General features: G+C 66.3%; 20 protein-coding genes. 8 read left to right on the top strand and 12 right to left on the bottom strand.

Translation table 11 applies throughout. From position 1 onward, the window contains the following. Nucleotides 1-25: 25 nt before the first annotated feature. A complete protein-coding gene (locus tag ACNO8X_RS10515) occupies nucleotides 26-2,725 on the top strand; it encodes an FHA domain-containing protein (RefSeq protein WP_418005230.1) in 2,700 nt (899 codons plus the stop codon). An 84-nt stretch (nucleotides 2,726-2,809) separates the two neighbouring features. On the opposite strand, the gene ACNO8X_RS10510 is transcribed toward ACNO8X_RS10515, so the two are convergent. After that, a complete protein-coding gene (locus ACNO8X_RS10510) occupies nucleotides 2,810-3,379 on the bottom strand; it encodes a pentapeptide repeat-containing protein (protein WP_418005229.1) in 570 nt (189 codons plus the stop codon). A 19-nt stretch (nucleotides 3,380-3,398) separates the two neighbouring features. Here ACNO8X_RS10510 and ACNO8X_RS10505 point away from each other — a divergent pair, with 19 nt between their 5' ends. Further along, the gene (locus ACNO8X_RS10505) at nucleotides 3,399-4,172 is read left to right on the top strand and encodes a DUF1906 domain-containing protein (protein ID WP_418005228.1); all 774 of its coding nucleotides are present in this window, start codon (nucleotides 3,399-3,401) and stop codon (nucleotides 4,170-4,172) included. Here the strand turns inward: ACNO8X_RS10505 and ACNO8X_RS10500 are convergent. The 5 genes from ACNO8X_RS10500 to ACNO8X_RS10480 all read right to left on the bottom strand — a co-directional run bounded on the left by ACNO8X_RS10500 (nucleotide 4,169) and on the right by ACNO8X_RS10480 (nucleotide 8,845). Next, entirely contained in the window at nucleotides 4,169-4,747 is a 579-nt protein-coding gene (locus tag ACNO8X_RS10500) for a GTP-binding protein (RefSeq protein WP_418005227.1), read from the bottom strand. The two genes, ACNO8X_RS10505 and ACNO8X_RS10500, sit on opposite strands and share 4 nt — an antisense overlap. Continuing rightward, the gene (locus ACNO8X_RS10495) at nucleotides 4,728-5,114 is read right to left on the bottom strand and encodes a DUF742 domain-containing protein (protein ID WP_418005226.1); all 387 of its coding nucleotides are present in this window, start codon (nucleotides 5,112-5,114) and stop codon (nucleotides 4,728-4,730) included. Before ACNO8X_RS10495 ends, ACNO8X_RS10500 begins: the two co-directional genes overlap by 20 nt. 10 nt (nucleotides 5,115-5,124) lie before the next feature. Further along, entirely contained in the window at nucleotides 5,125-5,550 is a 426-nt protein-coding gene (locus tag ACNO8X_RS10490; protein WP_043396642.1) for a roadblock/LC7 domain-containing protein, read from the bottom strand. Beyond that, nucleotides 5,550-8,252, bottom strand: coding sequence for an ATP-binding protein (locus tag ACNO8X_RS10485; protein ID WP_418005225.1), 2,703 nt, complete (start codon nucleotides 8,250-8,252; stop codon nucleotides 5,550-5,552). The genes ACNO8X_RS10490 and ACNO8X_RS10485 overlap by 1 nt, the downstream gene beginning before the upstream one ends. 227 nt (nucleotides 8,253-8,479) lie before the next feature. Then, entirely contained in the window at nucleotides 8,480-8,845 is a 366-nt protein-coding gene (locus ACNO8X_RS10480; RefSeq protein ID WP_418005224.1) for a DUF4345 domain-containing protein, read from the bottom strand. Between the two features lie 84 nt (nucleotides 8,846-8,929). Here ACNO8X_RS10480 and ACNO8X_RS10475 point away from each other — a divergent pair, with 84 nt between their 5' ends. Next, on the top strand, nucleotides 8,930-9,553 hold the full coding sequence (locus ACNO8X_RS10475; protein WP_418005223.1) for a TetR/AcrR family transcriptional regulator: 624 nt from the start codon (nucleotides 8,930-8,932) through the stop codon (nucleotides 9,551-9,553). A gap of 10 nt (nucleotides 9,554-9,563) precedes the next feature. Next, nucleotides 9,564-10,028, top strand: coding sequence for a tRNA (cytidine(34)-2'-O)-methyltransferase (locus ACNO8X_RS10470; protein ID WP_418005222.1), 465 nt, complete (start codon nucleotides 9,564-9,566; stop codon nucleotides 10,026-10,028). Nucleotides 10,029-10,046: 18 nt separating this feature from the next. Here ACNO8X_RS10470 and ACNO8X_RS10465 read toward each other — a convergent pair whose 3' ends face one another. From ACNO8X_RS10465 to ACNO8X_RS10455, 3 genes are all read right to left on the bottom strand, one after another. After that, entirely contained in the window at nucleotides 10,047-10,688 is a 642-nt protein-coding gene (locus ACNO8X_RS10465) for a nitroreductase family protein (RefSeq protein WP_418005221.1), read from the bottom strand. Nucleotides 10,689-10,733: 45 nt separating this feature from the next. After that, nucleotides 10,734-12,287, bottom strand: a complete 1,554-nt coding sequence (locus ACNO8X_RS10460) for a succinic semialdehyde dehydrogenase (RefSeq protein ID WP_418005220.1) — start codon at nucleotides 12,285-12,287, stop codon at nucleotides 10,734-10,736. 210 nt (nucleotides 12,288-12,497) lie between these two features. Continuing rightward, nucleotides 12,498-15,797 (bottom strand): error-prone DNA polymerase, encoded by a 3,300-nt coding sequence (locus ACNO8X_RS10455; RefSeq protein WP_418005219.1) that lies wholly within the window; start codon nucleotides 15,795-15,797, stop codon nucleotides 12,498-12,500. Nucleotides 15,798-15,905: 108 nt separating this feature from the next. On the opposite strand from ACNO8X_RS10455, the gene ACNO8X_RS10450 reads away from it, so the two are divergent. Further along, nucleotides 15,906-16,334, top strand: a complete 429-nt coding sequence (locus ACNO8X_RS10450) for a BlaI/MecI/CopY family transcriptional regulator (protein WP_418005218.1) — start codon at nucleotides 15,906-15,908, stop codon at nucleotides 16,332-16,334. A 22-nt stretch (nucleotides 16,335-16,356) separates the two neighbouring features. Here the strand turns inward: ACNO8X_RS10450 and ACNO8X_RS10445 are convergent, their stop codons facing one another. The 3 genes from ACNO8X_RS10445 to ACNO8X_RS10435 all read right to left on the bottom strand — a co-directional run bounded on the left by ACNO8X_RS10445 (nucleotide 16,357) and on the right by ACNO8X_RS10435 (nucleotide 18,574). Continuing rightward, on the bottom strand, nucleotides 16,357-16,785 hold the full coding sequence (locus tag ACNO8X_RS10445) for a nitroreductase/quinone reductase family protein (protein ID WP_418005851.1): 429 nt from the start codon (nucleotides 16,783-16,785) through the stop codon (nucleotides 16,357-16,359). 94 nt (nucleotides 16,786-16,879) lie between these two features. Beyond that, a complete protein-coding gene (locus ACNO8X_RS10440) occupies nucleotides 16,880-17,206 on the bottom strand; it encodes a histone-like nucleoid-structuring protein Lsr2 (protein WP_418005217.1) in 327 nt (108 codons plus the stop codon). 126 nt (nucleotides 17,207-17,332) lie between these two features. Then, the gene (locus ACNO8X_RS10435; protein ID WP_418005216.1) at nucleotides 17,333-18,574 is read right to left on the bottom strand and encodes a GNAT family N-acetyltransferase; all 1,242 of its coding nucleotides are present in this window, start codon (nucleotides 18,572-18,574) and stop codon (nucleotides 17,333-17,335) included. A gap of 150 nt (nucleotides 18,575-18,724) precedes the next feature. On the opposite strand from ACNO8X_RS10435, the gene ACNO8X_RS10430 reads away from it, so the two are divergent. From ACNO8X_RS10430 to ACNO8X_RS10420, 3 genes are all read left to right on the top strand, one after another. Continuing rightward, nucleotides 18,725-19,558 (top strand): helix-turn-helix domain-containing protein, encoded by an 834-nt coding sequence (locus ACNO8X_RS10430; RefSeq protein ID WP_418005215.1) that lies wholly within the window; start codon nucleotides 18,725-18,727, stop codon nucleotides 19,556-19,558. A 72-nt stretch (nucleotides 19,559-19,630) separates the two neighbouring features. Next, nucleotides 19,631-19,975, top strand: coding sequence for a VOC family protein (locus ACNO8X_RS10425; protein WP_418005214.1), 345 nt, complete (start codon nucleotides 19,631-19,633; stop codon nucleotides 19,973-19,975). Nucleotides 19,976-20,247: 272 nt separating this feature from the next. Beyond that, nucleotides 20,248-21,615: a TIGR00366 family protein gene (locus ACNO8X_RS10420; protein WP_418005850.1), complete on the top strand. Its 1,368-nt coding sequence runs from the start codon at nucleotides 20,248-20,250 to the stop codon at nucleotides 21,613-21,615. Nucleotides 21,616-21,704 lie beyond the last annotated feature (89 nt).

Below are 21,704 nucleotides of genomic sequence, written 5' to 3'. Positions count from 1 at the left end.
GCGGCAGCGGATAGAGTTGCCTCCGATGACTGGACCAGCCGCACTGCCAGCGCTCACTGTTCGCCATGACGCCGCCACTCGCACCTTCGCGCCGGGAAACGACGTCGTCGTCGGCCGCGATCTGCGCGCCGACTTCCGCGTCGCCCACCCGCTGATCTCGCGCGCGCACCTGATGCTGCGCTTCGATCACGGCCGCTGGGTCGCCGTCGACAACGGCAGCCTCAACGGGATGTACGTCAACGGGCAGCGTGTTCCTGCCGCCGATCTGCACAACGGCTCGGCACTCAACATCGGTAACCCCGACGGGCCGCTGCTGACCTTCGAGGTCGGCCAGCACCTGGGACCCGCAGGCACGCCGCCGACGACTTCCATGCCCGTCACTCCGGCGCCGACGACCAATCACCGCCCCAGCGCGACCTGGCCCAGCCAGCAGCCGTACACGCCGCCGTCGGCCGCGCAGCAGCGCTACCCGAGCGGTCCGCAGACCTCCAGCCCGTCGGGTCCGCAGCCGCAGTATCCGAGCGGGCCGCAGCAGCAATACGGCCAGCCCCAGCCGCCGCGCTACCCGACCGCACCGCAGCAATACGCACCGCCGTCCGCGCCGGTGTCGCGGCCCGCGCCGGCACAAATCGCGCCTCATGACGAGCCGAGCTCGCCGGCGACGCAGTTCGGGCCGACCGCCGTGGCGCGGCCCAGCGAGAACAACCTCGGCACGACGATGCTGAAGATCCTGCGGCCCGGCCGCAACGCCGAGGTGCCGGCCGGAGCCATCAAGATCGGTCGCGGCACCGACAACGACATCGTCATCCCCGACGTCCTGGCATCGCGCCACCACGCCACATTGGTCCCGTCGGCCGGCGGCGGCGCGCAGATCATCGACAACCGCAGCATCAACGGCACGTTCGTCAACGGCCAGCGGGTCGAGGAAGCGATGCTTCGCGACGGCGACACCGTCACCATCGGTAACGTCGACCTCGTCTACAGCGGCGGCACCCTGGCCCGTCGCACGGTCACCACAGCCGACACCCGCACCGGCGGTCTCGAGGTGCGCGGTCTGACGTGGACCATCGAGGGCAACAAGACCCTGCTGAACAACATCTCGCTGGACGCCCGCCCCGGCACGTTGACCGCGGTGATCGGCCCGTCCGGCGCCGGCAAGTCGACGTTCTCCAAGCAGGTGGCCGGCCTGACGCACCCGACGAGCGGCACCGTCACTTTCGAGGGCCACGACATCCACGCCGAGTACGCCTCGCTGCGGTCCCGAATCGGCATGGTGCCGCAGGACGACGTGGTGCACGGTCAGTTGACCGTCCGGCAAGCCCTGATGTACGCCGCAGAACTTCGGCTGCCGCCCGACACCACGAAAGAAGACCGCGAGCAGGTCGTCATGCAGGTGCTCGAAGAGCTCGAGATGACGAAGCACCTGGACACCCGGGTGGAGAAGCTTTCCGGCGGTCAGCGCAAGCGTGCTTCGGTCGCTCTCGAGCTGCTGACCGGGCCGTCGTTGCTGATCCTGGATGAGCCGACGTCAGGCCTGGACCCGGCGCTGGATCGCCAGGTGATGACGATGCTGCGGGACCTGGCCGATGCCGGTCGTGTGGTTTTGGTGGTCACGCACTCGCTGACCTACCTGGACGTCTGCGATCAGGTGCTGTTGTTGGCTCCCGGCGGCTTGACCGCGTTCTGCGGCACGCCGAGCCAGATCGGTCCGGAACTGGGCACCACCAACTGGGCCGACATCTTCTCGTCGGTCGCCGGAGATCCGGAGGCGGCCCACCAACAATTCCTGCAACGCTCCGGCCCGACGCCGCCGCAGCCAGCCGCGGCAGCCCCGGCTGATCTGGGTGCGCCGGCGAAGACATCGCTGGTGCGGCAGTTCTCCACCATCGCCCGCCGACAGGTGCGGTTGGTCGTGGCTGACCGCGCCTACACCGCGTTCCTGCTGTTCTTGCCGTTCATCATGGGTGTGCTGTCGCTGTCGGTGCCCGGTGGCGGCGCGAACAAGTCCAGTGTTGGCTTCGGTAAACCCCTCCCGGCCGGCCCACCTGATTTTGGCGCCGCGCCGAGCGAACCGGGCCAGATCCTGGTGATGATGAACGTCGGGGCGATCTTCATGGGCACCGCTCTGACCATTCGCGCTCTGATCGGTGAGCGGGCGATCTTCCGTCGGGAACAGGCCGTCGGCCTCTCGACCACCGCGTACCTGGCGGCCAAGATCGCGGTGTTCACCGCGTTCGCGGTCGTCCAGTCCTCCATCGTCGTGGCCATCACGATCATGGGCAAAGGCTGGGGTCCGGGCGCGGTGACCGGTGGTGCGGTGATACCCAGCCGCAACCTCGAGATGTTCATCGATATCTCGATGACGTGCGTGGCGGCGGCCATGACGGGTCTGGCGTTGTCCGGGTTGGCCAAATCTGCCGAGCAGATCATGCCGTTGCTGGTGGTGGCGGTCATGAGCCAGTTGGTGTTCTCCGGCGGCTTGATTCCGGTCACCGGCCGGGTGGTGCTCGATCAGTTGTCCTGGTTCACCCCGGCACGGTGGGGTTTCGCGTCATCGTCGTCGACCATCGATCTGACCAGATTGGTGCCCGAGCCGCTGCTGCCCAATGACAAGTTCTGGCATCACACCACCGGCTCCTGGTTGTTCGACATCGGCGCGTTGGTCGTGCTCTCGGCGTGCTATCTCGGCTTCGTGCGCTGGCGGATCCGCCTCAAAGCTGACTGAGTCCACCTCCGCCGAAACGGCATTCCAGCAGGCGGCTACTCGCACTTCTTCTGCTGGAATGCCGTTTCGGCGGTTAGGACGGGGTCAGGAAGACAAATCCAGGCCGTGGGCGACGGCGTAGGCGATGGCCTGGTCGACGTCGATGCGGGCGCCCCGTACCCGTGCAGTGGTCCAGAACGTCGCATCCATCCGGGCCGCCCGCAGATCAGCCTCCTCGAACTTCGCGTCCTGCACCCGCGCGCCACGTAGATCGGCGGCCCGCAGTACCGCTTTGCGCAGGTCGGTGCCGACCAGCGAGGCCTCGGACAGCCGACAGTCGGTCAGGTCCACCGCACGCAGGTCGCAGCCAGCCAGGACCGCCAGCCGCAGGTCGACCTCGATCATCGTGATCGGCCGCAGTGAGCACTCCGTGAACGTCGAGCCCAGCATGGTGCAGTGCCGGAAGGTGCTGTGCGCCAGCGAGGTCCGCCGGAACGTGCAGTTGCGGAACGCCGAGCCGGAATGCTCGGACTCGGTCAGGTTGACGCCACTGAAGTCGCAGTCGGTGAAAACCACCCGCTCGGTGCGCAGCCGGCTCAGATCCCCGTCGTATTCGTCGCGAAAGACGACTCCGGTGAATTCCGTGTCCTGCCAGTGCTCGTCGGGAACCGTCACGAGTTCGTACGATAGCCCGATGGCCGACCCGGCACGCCCTGCTGACCACCTGTCGAGACGTGGTTTCCTCACATTGACCGCCGCCGGACTGGCCGCGTCACTGAGCACCCCGATTGCCTTGGCCGACAACGGCAAACTCATCGACTTCACGCACCTGCAGGTGCCGGTGGACCAGGTCGTGGCCGCGGGCTACACCGGGGTCATCGTCTACGTGTCCGAGCTACGGCCGGGCGCGACGTTCGACTTCAAGCCCGTCAGCCGCGGCTACACCGACGCGCTGCGCGCGGCGGGTCTGCACGTGGTCAGCGTCTACCAGTACGGCAAGCCGGGTTGGGTGAACAGCCCGTCGGACTACACGCGCGGCTTCGACGGCGGCGTCGCCGACGCCCGCACCGCGCTGGGCCTGCACGCCGCGGCCGGTGGGCCGGACACCGCGCCGATCTTCTTCAGCGTCGATGAGGACATCTCCGCAGACACGTGGAAAAACGTTGCGCTGCAATGGTTCAAGGGCATCAATTCAGTGCTGGGCGTTGCGCGCACCGGCATCTACGGCGGCGCCCGGCAGGTCACCTGGGCGGCCGACGACGGCGTCATCGGCCGCTCCACCACCCCGGGGCATCGTTGGGCCTGGCAGACGCGGGCCTGGTCCGGCGGCGCCCGCGCGCCGATGGCGGTGCTGTATCAGGCGACAGTGGTGACGGCTTCGGACCCCGGCACGATGATCGGCGAGTATCACGTCGACGAGGACGACATCCTGGCCGCTGATTACGGCCAGTGGGACCTACCGCGTTAAGCCGGGGCGCCCAGACTGGTCAGTGCGTATTCGGTGACGGTGATCAGCGCGTCGCGTGCCGACTGCCGCTGCCGGGCATCGATGGTGACGACGGGGATGTGGTCGGCCAGGGCCAGCGCCTTGCGGACCGCGTGGCCGGGATGCCGTGGGGCGCCATCGAACTCGTTGACCGCGATGATGAACGGTAGACCGCGCGCCTCGAAGAAGTCGACGGCGGCGAAGCTGTCCTGCAGCCGGCGCACGTCGACCAGGATGATCGCGCCGATGGCGCCGCGCACCAGGTCGTCCCACATGAACCAGAACCGGCGCTGCCCCGGGGTGCCGAACAGGTAGAGCACCAGGTCGTCGGCGAGGGTGATGCGGCCGAAGTCCATGGCCACCGTGGTGGTGTTCTTGTTGGGAGTGCCGGCGAGTGCGTCGACCCCGGCCGAGGCGTTGGTGACGATGGCCTCGGTGCGCAGCGGCATGATCTCCGAGACCGCTCCGACGAACGTCGTCTTACCGGCACCGAACCCACCCGAGATGACGATCTTCGTCGACGCGGGGGCGTGCCGGTCAGAGTGCCCGTAGGCCACGCAGTGTCCTCCCAATCAAGTCACGCCGGTCGTCGATGCTCGTCGCTGTGCCGAGCGTGGCGTGTACTTGAAGATAACCCTGCGTGACGAGGTCGCCGATCAGCACACGCGCAACACCGAGTGGTATTGCTAACTTTGCCGCGACCTCGGCCACCGAGGGCCGGGTGGAACCGAGTTTGAGGATCTCGCCGCGCACATCGTTGCCGGGCCAGTGCGATGCGGAGGCGCCCGTCATCGGATAGATCGGCGCCTCCATGGGCAGCTCGATCTCAGCGGTGGTCCGGCCGGCGGTCAGTGTGTAGGGCCGCACCAGGCTGGGCTGCTCCGCAGTGAATGCAGCCTCCCAGGCGTCAGATGTCGGCTCCATGATGAATGTCCTACGACCTCATCCGATTTGTCGGCTCCGCCGACGTCCGGCGCGCGGATTGCACGACAGTGCCGACCCGTTCGACCAGAATCGCCATCTCGTAACCGATCTGGCCGATGTCGCATGACCGGGTCGCGAGCGTCGCGAGGTTGGAACCGTCACCGACGCGCATCAACAGCAGATAGCCGTGTTCCATCTCGACCACGGACTGCAGCACGTGCCCGCCGTCGAACAGCTGCGAAGCGCCGGTGGCCAGGCTGGCGAGCCCGGAGGCGACGGCCGCCAGCTGGTCGGCTCGCTCGGTCGGCATCCGCGAACTGGCGGCCATCAGCAGGCCGTCAGCGGACACCAGGATGGCGTGGGCCACCCCGGACACCTCGTCGGCGAATTTCGTCACCAGCCAGTCCAGTGACTCGCGCTGGGTCGTACGCGTCATCACCGGCCTCCCGTATCCCGGGACTGCGACCGGCCCGCATGCACGCCACCGAAATGTCCACTGATACTCGCCCGGACCGCGGCGGGGTCACGCAGCGGCAGCCCCTCGGTGGCCGGGTCGGCGTGGGCGTCCTCGTCGGGCGCACCGGGGATCAGCCGGGCACCGGGCTGACGGACCGGCAGGCCCGCCTCGGTGTGCTCGACGACCGGCGCATCCTGCGCGGCAGCCGCTGCCGACCAGCCCTGGTCCCACACCGTCTGCCAATCGAGGTCGGTGCTGTTGGCCAGTTGCGTGGGATCGTCGATCAGCCATTCCGAGAGCATCTTCTGGTAGATGGCGTCCTCACTTCCGGCGGTGCTCTGCTGGGGCGTCGGGGCGGGGCGAACCGGCGGCGGCGGGGCCTGCGCAGCGACGCGGACTGCCTGGGGTTCGGGAGCCGGCCGCACCGGCTCGGGTGCCTGAGGCTGCGTCTGCGCCCGGGCCGCGAAGAACGACGACGTGTCGGTCGGTGCCTGCGCGGTCCGCTCGACAGGCGATTCGGCAGGCGCGGCGATACCGCTGGCGCCGGGGTTGCGCTGCGGCAGGTTGATGCCACTGAGGTCACCGACGTCGGCGGGGGTGCCGAATCCGTTGCGCTGCTGGGGCTCCACGAACGCCGGTTCCACCGACGCGGCAGGCGGCGCCGGGGGCTGTGCGAAGGGCCGTTCGACGGCGCCGAACGTCGCGAAACCGCCGGTGTCCGGGCCGAGGCCCGGCAGGGCGGTCACGCCGGTCTCCGCGGTCGACGAGCCGTCCCAATAGGTGCCGAAGTCCGGGATCGCAGGCAGCCCGGCCAGCAGTTCGACGGGCACGTAGATGCCGGCCGTGGTGCCCGAATCCGGGTCGCCTTCGACCGTGTCGCGCAGCCGGACGACCAGACCGTGCTGGGTGGCCAGCCGGCCGACCACGAACAGGCCCATGTGCCGCGCGGTATAGGTGTTGACCTCGCCGCCTGAGCGCAGCCGGCTGTTGGCCATCCGGAGATCGGCTTCCGTCATACCCAGGCCGCCGTCGCTGACCTCGATCACGAGCGCACCGTTTTCTGCGTGCACGGCGGAAACCCGTACCTCCGAACTCGGCGGCGAATAGCGCAACGCGTTGTCCAGCAGCTCGGCCATCATGTGCACCAGGTCGCCGGCGATCGAGCCGTGGATCTCGGTGTCCGGGGAGGCGACGATGGCCACCCGGGTGTAGTCCTCGACCTCGGAGGCCGCTGCGTTGATCACCGTCGTCACGGGCACCGGCTCGCCCTGCTCATGCGGGACGTTCGTGCCGGCCAGCACCAGCAGGTTGGCGCCGTTGCGCCGCATCCGCGCGGCCAGGTGGTCCAGCCGGAACAGCTTGGCCAGGCGCTGTGGATCCTGTTCGTCGCGCTCCAGCTGATCGATGACCGTCAGCTGCTGGTCGATCAACGACCGACTGCGCCGGGAAAGCGTCTCGAACATGTCGCTGACCTGCAGCTGCAGCCTGGCCTGCTCACCGGCGAGCAGCACCGCCTGTTCGTGCAGTTCGTCGACCGCGTGCGCGACCTGACCGATCTCCTCGGTGCTCTGCACCGGCAGCGGCCGCACCGTCACGTCCGCGCCGGACCGAACCTCGTCGAGCTCACGGACCAGGTCCTCGTGGGCGACCTTGAGGGCGCTGTTGCGGAGCCGGCGCAGCGGCCGGATCAGCGTGCGCGCCATGTACAACACGATGAGCAGGGCCAGCACCATCACGGCGCCGACGATCACCGAGTCACGGATGGCTTCGGTGCGCTTGGCGGTGGCCTGATCGTCTACCGCTGAGATGACGGTCGCGGACGCGCTGTCGAGCATCCTCCCGGCGATCTCGCTGGTGGTCTGGATCGACTGGCTCAGGTCGGGATTGTTGACCAGCTGCACGTTCGGGTCGGACATCATGGACATCCGTTTGACCATTTCCTGGGCCAGCTTCAGCGCCTCGGGCGAGCCGACGCCCAGCACTTCGCTCATGCCGAACAACGTCGACGGTTCGGTGCCGGCCAGGGTGGTCATCGAACTGCGCAGTTCGTTGTCCGGCAGTTCGCCGCCGAGGGTGACGAGCAGCTGCTGCATCATCATCTGACCGCGGGCGCCGACGGCCCGGCTCAGGCCCTGCGTCTGGGCGCGAATCTTCACATCGTCGATGCGCACCGAACCGGTGATGGCGTCTTCGGCGGTCAGCAGGATCGGCGCGTACGAGGTGACGCGCTCGCGCAGCCCGATGCTGTTGGACGCGACCTTGTTGAGCAGCCCCTGGCCACCGTCGAGCAGCGTTTTGACGCCGGTACGGACGTCGGTCGCGACGTCGGTGTCCGTCAGCCGGTGCTGCAGACGACGTTTGCTCTCGTCATAGGCGCTCAGCGCCTGTTGTGCGTCGCCGCCGGTGGAGCTGGCCAGCATCGCCGCGTCGAACGTCGCCATGTAGTTCGCAATGGCCGGCACCATTTCGGCGCGATCGGCCGCGCGACGCAAATCTGCCGCGTCGGTCCAACCTGAATAGATACGCATTCCGCCGAACGTCCCGGCCAGCACCAAAGGCACAAAGGCGATGGCGAAAACTTTCCACGCGACCGGCCAATTCGACGGAGCGAAGCGGGACGGGCGTTTCGCGGGCGCGCGGGTGACTTGATCGGCTGCCGAAAACTGTTGCGCAGCAGTCATCGCGGCTCGGCTTTCCCGCCGGCCATCGGACCGCAATCAGCTAAAGGCACTTGGTTCATATTGGTGTTCCCCGCCGGATTTTCAGCCCACTCGGGCACGGGAAATCCGCCTGGCAATCTGTCGCAGTATGACAGCGATGAGCAGCTGTTTCCATGCTTCACATCCAACGAACAGCGTTCGTGACCGATGTGTTGCACAGTTGTGTGGTAGCGCGCGTTACCGGGTGACTACCGAATGTGTTTGAGCAACCGCCAGTTCACGACCGGGACAACGACCTCGACGGCGATCATCGCGAGAAAGAACACGTGGGGCGCGCCGGTCTGCAAGATCGCCAACAGTCTGGCCAGGCCACCGAAGAAGAACAGTCCACCGAGGACGTGCACCAGGGTCAGGCGCTGCGGCAAATCCGCTGCAGCCCAGACGAATCCCGCTCCGAAGCCGATGAACAGCACGCTGTAGAACCGCATCTCGCCGTCGATGGTGGCGTTGACCGGGCCTCCCCCGATAACCGATGCGGGGCCGACTACCAGGTGGACGAGCCCGATCGCCATGCACGCCACTCCGAACAGGCGCAACCACCATCGCGTCAACATGCCCACCACCCTTTATTAGACGGCATCTAATAAAAGATTAACGCCCTCGTTGGACCGTGGTCAACGGTCATTTACAGTTCCTAGATGGCACGGAGCCGGTTGACCCCCGACCAACGCCGAGACCAAATCCTCGATCTCGGCATGGCGGCGTTCTCGGTCACGCCTTTCGAGCAGGTATCGATGGAGGACATCGCGACACAGGCCGGGATCTCCCGAGCGCTCATCTACCACTACTTCCCCAGCAAGAAAGAGCTGTTCGCCGCGCTGTGGGCCCGAGCCCACGAGCAACTGTCCGACGGCTCGCATTTCACGCCCACCCGCACGGTGCGGGAGCAGGTTCGCGCCGCACTCGTGACCTATTACGCGTTCTACGAGCGCAATCTCACCCTGGTGATGATCGCCAACCGCAGCGCCATCGCCGCCGACCCGGTGGTGCGTGACCCCATCACCATGGAACTGAACGACCTACGCGACCGCATCGCGAACGCGCTGGACCTGGCCGAAAGCGGCCGTGACATGGTGACCGTCGCACTGTCCGGATGGCTCGCCCTGGTCCGCGAAGTTGCGCTGGAATGGCTTGGACTACAGCGCATTTCGCGAGAGTCGGCCGTGGACCTGTGCATGTCGGCACTCGATGGCCTGGTGGCACCACACGCCGATCTGAACCGGCCGCCCCGCGAACTCACCGGTCAGGCGCCCGCGCGGTAGCTTTCTCGCCGTGCTGAAAGTCTTGTTCTACTCACCCCGGATCGCGCCGAACACCGGCAATGCGATCCGGATGGTCGCAGCCACCGGCGCCGAGCTGCATCTGGTCGAGCCGCTGGGCTTCGACCTGTCCGAGCCGAAGCTGCGTCGTGCCGGGTTGGACTACCACGATCTGGCGTCGGTGACGGTCCACCCCGATCTGCCGGCCGCGTGGCAGGCACTCATGCCGGCCCGAGTGTTCGCCTTTACCGCGCATGCGAATTCGTCGTTCGCCGACGTGGCCTACCAGGGGAACGACGTGTTGATGTTCGGGCCCGAGCCCACCGGCCTGGACGCGCAGACCCTCGCCGATCCGCACATCACCGGACAGGTCCGGATCCCGATGATCCCGGGCCGGCGGTCGTTGAACCTGTCCAACGCCGCGGCCGTCGCGGTGTACGAGGCGTGGCGCCAGCTCGGCTTCGCTGAGGGTATTTAGCCGAGCTGACGCGTCAGCTCACCAGGTGTCCCAGTGCGCGAGCTGCTCGGCCGGCAGACGCTGGGCCTTCTTGAAATCGGTGCCCTTGGTGTAGGCGATCGGGAACAGTCCGCCCTGCGTGTAGCGCTCGAACGGGATGCCGAGGAGCTCGGCGGCCTGCCGCTCGCCGTCGCCGAGCAGGTGCAGTGTCGTCCAGGCCGAGCCCAGACCACGCGAGCGCAGGGCGAGCATGAAGCTCCATGCCGCCGGCAGCAGCGAGCCCCAGTACGACGCCTGCATGCCGGCTTCGGCACCGTCGGGCCGCCCCTCGAGGCACGGGATCATCAGCACGGGGGCCTTCTCGAAGTTCTCATTGAGGAACTCCGCCGAGCTCTTCACCGCGCCGGCCCGGTCGTCGCGCATGTCGCCGCGCTGCGGTGCTTCCATCGCCAGGTACGGGGTGCCGTTGGTGCGGTAGATGTCGGCCAGGGCCTTCTTCTTGGCCGCGTCCTCGACGAAGACGAACTGCCAGCCCTGGTTGTTGGAGCCGGTCGGCGCCTGCAGTGCCAGATCGAGGCACTCCATGATGACCTCGCGCGGTACGGGCTTGTCGAAGTCGAGTCGCTTGCGCACCGATCGGGTGGAGGTCAGCACTTCGTCAGCGGTGAGGTTCAGCGTCATAGCCGCACATTACCGCCACCCCGACGCCACCCCGTGGCGACGGTGTCAGTGCCGAGGCAGCTTGGTCACCGCACGCACGATCGGCACCAGCGACTTCTGCCACAACGACTTCGATAGGCCGAACGGCGGGTCGAGGTTGAGCACCTTGGACGTCGAAATCGTCTGGGACTCGGTGTATTTCAGCAGGCCCTCGGCGCCGTGCCGGCGACCCACACCCGAAATTCCCATGCCGCCCATGGGCGCACCGAGGCTGCCCCAGGCCAGGGCGTAGCCCTCGTCGACGTTGACCGTGCCGGACCGCAGGCGGGACGCGATCTGCTCGCCCTCCTCGATCGAGGCGGCCCACACGCTGGCGTTGAGCCCGTACTCGGTGTCGTTGGCCTTGGCGATGGCCTCATCGACGTCGGCGACCGGGTAGATCGACACCAGCGGACCGAAGGTCTCGTTGTTGGCGCACTCCATGTCGGAGCTCACGTCGGTGAGCACGGTCGGCTCGTAGAACAGCGGGCCGATGTCGGGGCGGGTATTGCCACCGGCAATCACCTTGGCGCCCTTGACCTTTGCGTCATCGACGTGGCCGGAGACGGTCTTGAGCTGGCCTTCGGAGATCAGGCTGCCCATGTCGACGGTGAAGTCGTACGCGGTCCCGAGCTGCATCTTGCGCACCTGGTCACCGAACTTGCGGGTGAACTCGTCGGCGATGTCCCGCTCGACGTAGATGCGCTCGATCGAGATGCACAGCTGGCCGGCGTTGGAGAAGCAGGCACGGGTGGCGGCCTTGGCCACCTTGTCGAGGTTGGCGCCGCGGGCGACGATCATGGCGTTCTTGCCACCGAGTTCGGCGGAGAACCCGATGAGGCGGCGGCCGGCGTGCTCGGCGAGGTGGCTGCCGGTGGCCGAGGAGCCGGTGAACATCAGGTAGTCACAGTTGTCGGCGATCGCGGTGCCGACCACCGAGCCTGGCCCGGGGACCACGGCGTAGAGCGCACGCGGCAGGCCGGCGCGGTACAGCAGTTCGGCGCAGGCCAGCGCGCAGTATGGAGTCTGGCTGTCCGGCTTGAGCACCACCGCGTTGCCCGCGAGCAGGGCCGGCACGGCGTCGGACACGGTCAGGGTCATCGGGTAGTTCCACGGCGAGATGACGCCGACGACGCCCTTGGGCTGGTAGGCGACGGTGGTGCGGTTCAGTCCCGGCAGCAGCGGCGCGACCCGGCGGGGCTTGAGCAGCTTGGCTGCAACCTTGGCGTAGTAGTCCGCGTTGGCGAACAGGTCGATGATCTCTTCCTGAGCCGCCCACCGCGCCTTGCCGGCCTCGGCCTGCAGCAGGTCCATCAGGAACTCACGGTTCTCGAGCACCAGGTCGCGGTAGCGCGCGATCACCGCGGCCCGCTCGGAGACCGGCCGCTTGACCCAATCACGCTGGGCGGCACGCGCTTTGGCGAACGCCTTTTCGGCATCTTCGGCGGTCGCGACCGGAATGGTGGCCAGCGGCTTGCCGGTGAAGACCTCGTCGATGGTGCGGGTCGGCCGGGCGTCGATGTCCTCAATGGCGGCCAGCTGGCGCAGACGATCGAAAACCTGCGCTGACGGTGCGGGCATACTGGCTCTCCTGAGTCGGTCGCGGATGCGCGGTAATTTTGCGGTACCGGCGGTCTCGGTAAGACTACGTGACAGCCTGCGGCTGCCATAGATCCAGCTTTTTACAAATCGGGCATTATGTCAATGAACTGGGCAAAATTACCCACTACGTCTGGTCGCTGGCCACTCATCAGGGTGATTTCTCTGCCCCCATGCCGTCGAGATTGACGATCATCGGAAGTCCCGGGATTTTGCTGTCACCCGCAGATCCAGCCGGCCCATCCGGTCCGCGATCACCGTGACCGCCCCGCTGGCGTTCTGCACGATGCCACGCACCAACAGCGCCGGCGCGGTCTGCGCCAGTTTCCGGTGCCGGGACCACACCCCCGGTGCGCACAGCACGTTGACCATGCCGGTCTCGTCCTCCAGGTTGATGAACGTCACCCCCTGCGCGGTGGCCGGACGCTGCCGGTGCGTCACCGCGCCGGCCACCACGATGCGGGTGCCGTCGGGCACCTCCAACAGCCGGTTGGCGGGCACCACGTCCAGTGCGTCGAGGTCCTCCCGCAGGAACTGGGTCGGATAGCTGTCCGGCGAGACGCCCGTGGCCCATACGTCGGCGGCCGCCAGTTCCAGTTCCGTCATGCCGGGCAGTGCCGGGATGCCTCCGGCCGACCCGATGCCCGGCAACCGGTCGGGCCGTTCCGCGGCTGCCGCCCCAGCCGCCCACAATCCCTCACGTCGGGTGATGCCGAAACAACCCAGCGCACCCGCGGTCGCCAGCGCCTCGGCTTGCGGCACCGACAGTCGCACCCGACCGGTCAGGTCGAGCAGAGAAGCGAACGGCCCGTTGGCTTTCCGGTCGTCGACGATGCGCTGTGCCAACTCGTCCCCGATATGCCGCACCGTCCCCAATCCCAGCCGTACCTCGATGCCGCGGTTCTCGCACGTCGCATACGCCAGGCTCGCGTTGACGTCCGGCCCGTGCACCAGCACCCCGTGTCGTCGCGCGTCGGCCACCAGCGACTGCGGCGAGTAGAAACCCATCGGCTGGGCCCGGAGCAATGCCGCACAGAACACCGCGGGGTGGTGCAGCTTGAACCACGACGAGGAGAACACCAGCGACGCGAAGCTCAGCGCGTGACTCTCCGGGAAGCCGAAATTGGCGAAGGCTTCGAGCTTTTCGTAGATCCGCTCAGCCGTCGGCCCGGTGATGCCGTGCAGTTCCCGCATGCCGTCGTAGAACCGACCGCGCAGTTGCCGCATCCGTTCGGTGGAGCGTTTGGATCCCATGGCCCGGCGCAGCTGATCGGCCTCGGCGGGGGTGAAGCCCGCGCAGTCGACGGCCAGTTGCATGAGCTGTTCCTGGAACAGCGGCACCCCCAGTGTCCTCGTCAGTGCCGCTTCCATGGACTTGTGCTCGCAGGTCGCGTCCTCCAGTCCGTTGTGCCGCCGGATGTACGGGTGCACCGAGCCGCCCTGGATCGGGCCGGGACGGATCAGCGCCACCTCGACCACCAGGTCGTAGAACTTCTTGGGCTTCAGCCGCGGCAGCGTGGCCATCTGCGCCCGGGACTCGACCTGGAACACTCCGACCGAGTCGGCCCGCTGCAGCATCTCGTATACCGCGGGCTCGGACAGGTCGAGCTTGGCCAGATCCACCTCGAGGCCCATCTGCTCCCTGGCCAGATCGATCATGTAGTGCAGCGCCGAGAGCATACCCAGCCCGAGCAGATCGAACTTCACCAAACCGATTGCCGCACAGTCATCTTTGTCCCACTGCAGCACGCTGCGGTTCTCCATCCGCGCCCATTCCACCGGACACACGTCGGCGATGGGCCGGTCGCAGATCACCATGCCGCCGGAGTGAATTCCCATGTGCCGCGGCAGATTCCTGATCTGCAGCGCCAGATCGATCACCGCCTCGGGAATGTCCTCGACGTCCGGGGACTCGGCCAGCCCGTTCCACCGGCTGATCTGCTTACTCCAGGCATCCTGTTGCCCCTGCGAAAAACCGAGCGCCCGCGCCATGTCCCGCACCGAGCTGCGGCCGCGGTAGGTGATGACGTTGGCCACCTGCGCGGCGTAGTCCCGGCCGTACTTCTCATAGACGAATTGGATGACGTTCTCGCGCAAGTCCGATTCGATGTCGATATCGATATCCGGCGGGCCGTCGCGCGCCGGGGACAGGAACCGCTCGAACAGCAACTCGTTGGCCACCGGGTCGACGTTCGTGATCCCCAGGGCGTAACAGACCGCCGAGTTGGCGGCCGATCCCCTACCCTGACACAAGATGTCACTGTTTCGGCAGAACTCGGTGATGCTGTGCACCACCAGGAAGTAGCCCGGAAACTCCAACTGCTCGATGATTTTGAGCTCGTGCTCGATCTGCCGGTACGCCTTCTCCCGCTCCGCATCCGGCTTCCAGCCGTAGCGACGAGCCGCCCCGTCCGCCACCAATTCACGCAGCCAACTGATCTCGGCGTGCCCTTCCGGCACGTCGAACGGCGGCAATTTCGGTGCGATCAAACGTAATTCGAATGCACACTGCTCCCCCAGCTCGGCAGCGTTCGTGACCGCACCCGGGTGGTGGGCGAACAGCCGGGCCATCTCCGCTCCGGACCGCAGGTGCGACCCGCCCAGCGGGGCCAGCCAGCCTTCGGCCTCGTCCATCGAGTTGCGGGCCCGGATGGCCCCCATCGCCATCGCCAGCTTCCCCCTCGACGGCGCGGCGAAATGCGCGGCGGTCGAGGCGATGACGTCGAGGCCGAACCGCGGCGCCAGCGCGGCCAGCGTGGCATTGCGTTCATCATCGAGTGGGTGTCCGTGGTGGGTCAGTTCGATGGTCACCCGGTCCTCGCCGAACCTGTCCACCAATTCGGCCAGCGCCTTGTCCGCTTCTTCCACACCACCAGACGACAACGCCTGGCGCACATGGCCTTTACGGCAGCCGGTGAGGATCTGCCAGTGTCCGCCGGAGGCATCGGTGAGGGTGTCCAGGTCGTAACTGAGCACCCCTTTCTCGCCACCGGCCAGATGCGCCCGGGCCAGTTCGCGGGACAGCCGCCGATACCCCTCGGGCCCGCGGGCCAGGACCAGCAGATGCGGACCGGGCGGGTCGGGCAACTCGGTGTGTGGAGTGTTGCTGAGCGACAGTTCGGCCCCGAAAACCGTCGACATATCGAGTTCTTTGGCGGCCTCGGCGAAACGCACGACACCGTAGAGCCCGTCGTGGTCAGTCAGTGCGATGGCCCGCAGATCCAGCCGGACGGCCTCCTCCACCAACTCCTCCGGAGTGCTGGCGCCATCGAGGAAGCTGTACGCGGAATGGGCGTGCAGCTCGGCGTACGGCACCGCCGTTCCCGGCCGGGCCGGGCGGTCCACCGGTTGATAGTCGCCGCGTTTGCGCGACCAGGCGGGGCTGTCGCCGCCGTCGGCCGGCGATTCCGGGGATGCGCCGGCCACCCGCGGTTTGCCCTCGAGCACCCGCTGCATCTCCGCCCAGCTCGGCGGCCCGTTGTGCCAACCCACCAGATCAGGATATTCGAAACTTTGTTCTAATGCCAGATGCGGAGATCTGCGGGAACTCCACCGGCTCTCGTGCGACTAGATCTCCGAGGCGTCGGAGAGGGACAGAAGATGACCAGGCTGAGGCACTTGGGCAATCTGGAACGCGAGGTGATGGATCACCTCTGGGGCGCGGACGCGCCGCAGACCGTTCGCGAGGTCCATCAAGCCATCTGCACGGAACGCAAGCTCGCGTACACCACCGTCATGACGGTGCTGCGCAGGCTCGCGGGCAAGGGCGTGGTCCGACAACTGCGCCATGATCGTGCACACCGCTACGTCGCATCGCGCAGTCGAGATCAGCTGGTGGCCGGCCTCATGGTCGACGCCCTCGGACAAGCTTCCGACCAGAGCGACAGACACGCGGCGCTGGTGCACTTCGTCACGCAGGTCGCGGCCGACGAGATCGATGTACTTCGCCGAGCCCTGGCCACGGTGAACCCGCGCGCTTCCGAAGCCGATGGTCCCGCAGTGCGGTTGGCGCCCCGGCTCACCGCCTGACTCGATCGGCGTTCGAATCCACTCAGTCGGTGAAGTCGATCCGGACTGACACCGGAGTGGTTTCCAGCGCCTTCACCACCCCGGCCCCAACCCGGCCGAATTTCCGGGCGCGCGCGACGACGTCGTCGTCCGGCCTGAATTCCGCGACCCCGCTGCGCCACCGATCTCCCTGCCGCACACGGACATTCGGATTGTCCACAATATTGCTGCCCCAACCGGACCGGGTACCGTGCTGACAGATCACCCATGCACCCTCGTTGTCGAACTGAACCGCAACAGGGACGCGACGCAACTGCCCGGTCTTACGACCAATGGTCTCCAGTTCCGTAGCCAACGCGGTGCGCACACCGAGTCTGCTCAACCCCTGCACAGCGGGGTTGAGCAGATAGCGACCGATCGCCCGTTCTCTGCGGAACTTTCGAAGCGTCTTGTCCGGGTTGGTATTCGTCATGCTGTCTCCGTCGCCGAAAAGCACACGACCACCTGACTGGTGACCTGAAGGTGAGCTTAGTATACCGATCGGTATACATCAAGTTCGTTGCCGCTCAGCTACTGGCCGACTCATATCGCTGCAGTAATTCTTGTGGCAGGCGCCCACGACTACCGACCTCATGGCCGTTCGTGCGCAGCCACTCACGCGCTCGCTGATGGCGTGTTCGCGACTCCTCAAAATGCTCGCCCCGACGGCTGGCCCTACTGGCAGCCCGGATGTACGGCTCGAAGCAGCGACGCATCAGCACCGCGTTCGCCTCCGACAGATCAATCGCGTAAGCGACCCCATCGAAGGAGAACTCGAGCGTCGTCGCCGCGTCGGAGCCGTCCAAATCGTCGGTCCATGTCGTCGAATACCGCTTCGCCACTGGAAGATTCACCTCCGAAACCACAGTGCCCGCAACTCTCCTCAGAAAGTAGCGGAGCAACCCGAGACCGGCTACGCGCTTTCGCCTCTTTCATTTCAGCTGAGCAAGTGCTATAAGCCCGAATCCCAAGATGCACCTTTAGAAGTCGTCGGGCACCCCAGGGGCGACGGGCCAACCGAACGCGACCGCGGTCCGGTGCACCGACCCCGGGGTGAACTCTTCGACAAACCCCGCGTTCGCCAGTGCCTGCAGACTCACCCCGCCGAGGTAGCTGGCACCGAGGTCACGCACCGAGACGGCGATATCGGCTGGCGCCGTGGTGCTTTCGCACTCGGCACCGTCAGGCCCGCCACGGAGATGCCACCGGCCGGCGTTCCACGGGCAGAACTCGTCGGTGACATCCAGCACCACGTCGACAGGGGCGGCATAGCTGCGCAACGTCAGTGCGCGACGCGCATCGACCAGCCTGACATACACGCCGTCCCTCGCTTCGCACGCCAGCGCACGCTGGTCGGCCACCAAGCTGCGGAGCGGCTCATCGACCGCAGCACCGTCGTGAGCGAAGGTCCTGACCAAATCCATATCCAGGAGGTAGCGCCAAATCTGTGCGTACGCACGATGATTGGTGGCCAGTACTTCTTGGACCTGGAGTTCACCGTTGGGCTGGCCGCGGTCCGTCCAGCTGTTTTTGGGCCGGTAGATGGCGAATCCGCTGGCGGTGCCGTCGGCCTCGCGATGCAGGAGGAAGCGAATCTTGCTGGCCTCCTTGCGCCTTTCCTCGCTGTCGTGGATCCAGTTGTCCCACCACGGGCGCGGCCGCTCCATCACGCCGGGCCGCTGCATCATGGCTCGCTGATGAATCTCAGGCGCGCTGGCCATCAATGTGTCGGCGTCGACGTGGGTGACCGAACCGTCGCCGAACTGGACGTCCGGGCGGAAGCCCAGTTCGCGTACCTTGCCGGAAAGCTCCGCAACCGGCACTGCCATCCCGTAGCCGAAGCGCCCGTAGATGGATGCCTCCGATGCGAACAGCATGGCCAGCGCCTCGGTACCCCGTGATCGGATGTCGTCGAGCTGGTGGCGCATCATCGCCGTGAGCAGCCCACGACGCCGATGGCTGGGCGACACCGTGACAGCGGTGACGGCGGCCACCGCTGCGGTCCCGCCGCCGGGCAGCACCACCTGCTTGCCGAAGTCTCCTGCAGTAGAAACCCAACGGCTGCCGTCGTGGAAGCCGAACATGCGGTCGTAGTCGGTGAAGGCGCGCATCAGGTCGATCTCGTCCTGCCGCGGATCCTGCAGGAACACCCCGTACGACGCGGCCATGAACGCATCGAAGTCGTCACTGTCGCTGACAGCGCGCAGCGTCAAATCAGTCATGTTCCAACGGATATCACACGGCCTCGTGGCAAGTCATCCGAATTTCCTTGCAGCAAACGAAGACTGAACGCCGCGGTCCAAGATCGGGAATTCGAGGAGCCGTGTCCCTGACACGGGCTGTCGCCAGGTGGCACAGTGTGGACTGTGGACGTGCACACATCTCGCGGGGACGGCTGGGAGCTCGCCTGGCGCCGACCGCGATCGGTTGGTGCCCGGGCTCAGTACTACGCCGGTTTCGCCGAGCAGCTCGACCAGCCTCGCCGGACCGTGGAGTGGGCCACCCCGTGTGCTCGAGTGGTGATGGTCTTCGACGCGGCCATGACAGTGACGACATCAATTCCGTCCGCCGCGGCCCACGTTGGGGCGTTCGTCGTCGGGCCGCGAGCAGAACCGGTGTTTGTCGACCAACATGGATCGTTCCGCGGCGTCGAGATCGGCCTCGCGGCGCAGGATGCTGCGTGCTTCCTCGGGACGGCGTTGGGTGACCTCGATGAACGAGTGGTACCCCTTGACAAGCTGATCGGCCGACGAGCCGACGAAATCCATGACCGGCTGGCCACGACACCGGACTGGGCCGACACCTTCGACGTCATCGACGGGTACTTTCAGCCGAGCGGCGACTCACCAGTGGATCGGAGACTCTGCTGGGCCTGGGACATGATCGAACGCAATCAGGGTCGGGTTCGCGTCGAATCAATCGCCGCGGAGATCGGTTGGAGCCGACGCCATTTCGCAGCCAAGTTCCACCGCGCCTTCGGCGTGACACCGAAGGTAGCGGCCCGCCTCTTTCGTTTCGAAAGCGCCACAAGGCTTCTCCGCAACGGTCTGGCGCCGGCACGGGTCGCTGTTGACTGCGGCTACTTCGATCAGGCGCACATGCATCGCGACTTCGCCGACTTCGCCGAGTGCACGCCGGGCGCGGTGTCAGCCGCCAACGGAACCGGCGGCGGGCTCGGGTCCGCGTGGCCGCCGGAGGGCATGTAGGTCACATTTCTCCAATGCGGCGGTGCGTCAGATTCGTAGCCTCGGACGCAACGACGAAGAGAGGCAACCTGAATGACCGGCGAAGTAACCCATATCGAGATTGGCGCACCGGACGCGATGAAAGCTCAAGTGTTCTTCGGGACGCTTTTGGGCTGGACCTTCGAGAGCTTCGGCAATGGCAATCAAGCCGTCATCCAGACTCCTACCGTCCGTGGCGGTCTCCACGACGGTGTACCGACGAGCACTCTTACCACGTACTTCGCGGTCGACGACATCGACCAAGCGGTCGCGAAGGTGCGTGAACTCGGCGGCAGCGCCGCCGATCCGTCACCGGAAGAACCCGGCTTCGGACGGTTCGCCAACTGCGTCGACGATCAGGGGTTGGCATTCGGTTTACATCAGCCTCCGGCCGCGTGACCGCGTACTTGGCCACGACAACACATCAAGGTTTCGAAACATACTGGAAAACAGTGGATTCCGCTGTGACAGCCTGACCACGTCATGACATCGGCATCGTTGATGATTCACATTTTGGCAGCCGTATCCACGCCAGAATCCGTGCCGACCCGCCATGATGGCTGTGGCACAGGCAGGAATCAGGGACCTCGAAGGTGGACGACGTGGCAGGCAGCGAACATCCGAAGGACGCGCGTACGGCGCCGGACACCAAGCCCGAACGCCGCGGCATCATGCAGTCTTTCACCGCACTGTGTGTCCGCTACGTCGAACGCCTGATGCCCGACCCGTACCTGTTCGCGGTCATCCTGACGCTGATCGTCGCCGGCCTGGTTGCGTTCCTGGTGAAGGGCGCCACGCCCAGTGGGATGCTCAAGGCCTGGTACGGCGGGGTGTGGGGATCGCAGAACATCTTCACGTTCGCGTTCCAGATGGTCCTGATCCTCGTGACGGGCTACACGCTGGCCGAAGCGCCGGTCCTCAAGCGAGCCATCGTCCGCATCGCGAGCAAGCCGAACAACCAGGTCCAGGGCGCCCTCCTCTGTTTCGGCGTGAGCGCCGTTCTGTCCCTGCTGAACTGGGGCCTCGGACTGGTGGCCGGGGCATTGGTCGCCCGTCAGGTCGCCAAGCGCCTGACCGATGCGCATTTTGGCTACCTGATCGCGGCGGCGTTCATGGGCTTCATCGTTTGGACACAGGGGCTTTCGTCGTCGATCGCGCTCGCGAACACCGACAGCGGCAGCCCGATCAACGTGATCCACAAACTGACCGGCATCACTGTTCCGTTGAGCCAGACCATCTTCCAGCCCTACAGCTGGTTGTCGGCGATCGTCGTGCTGGCGTTGCTGGCGCTCGCCGTCTGGCGCATGGCACCGACGCAGAGCCTCGCACCCGACCCCGCGGTCTTCGAAGACGAGGACCAGTCGGAGGTCACGGTAAAGGGCAACAAGACCTTCGCCGAATGGCTGGAGAACCTCTGGATTCTCAATGTCCTCGTGTTCGCCGCGGGCATGGCCTATTTCGTGCTCAGCGGTTTCGCTCTGAACATCTCCTCGATGATCATGTTGTTCACGATCACCAGCGCGCTGCTGCACCGCACGCCGATCCGTTTCATCCGGGCATTCACCGGCGCCGCCAAGGTGTCCGGCCCGCTGCTCCTGCAGTACCCGCTGTACGGCGGTCTGGTCGGCCTACTCGGTTACCAAGCGACGAAGGGCGACAAACCGCTGCAGACACTGCTGGCCGAAGCCGTCGTCAGCGGCGCGACCGAGCACACGCTGCCGTTCCTGACCTTCGTCGGCTCGTTGATCATCAGCCTGTTCGTCCCGTCCGGCGGCGGGCACTGGGCGGTGCAGGGTCCCATCGCGGTCGACTCGGCGCTGGCGATCGGGCAGCATTCACCGGCATATCTGGGGTTGATCTCGATGGCGGTCGCTGTGGGTGAGGGCGTCGCGAACATGATCCAGCCGTTCTGGCTACTACCGCTGCTGGCGATCGCGAAACTGAATGTCCGTCAAGTGATGGGTTTTACGGTCGTCGCATTCTTGATCGGGGTCATCGTGTTAGGTGCCACCACTCTCATCGCACCGCATGTGCTCTGACACCACCTCAACGCAGCACCACGGCCACAGCACGGCGACTACCTGCCCGATCGGGTAGGTGCCGGGCTATCCACTTGACCGTTGGTCCA

Source organism: Mycobacterium sp. PDNC021, from assembly GCF_048282635.1.
GTDB lineage: Bacteria > Actinomycetota > Actinomycetes > Mycobacteriales > Mycobacteriaceae > Mycobacterium > Mycobacterium llatzerense.
The sequence above is the reverse complement of the archived record's forward strand: the minus strand, read 5'-3'. Positions and strand labels throughout refer to the sequence as shown.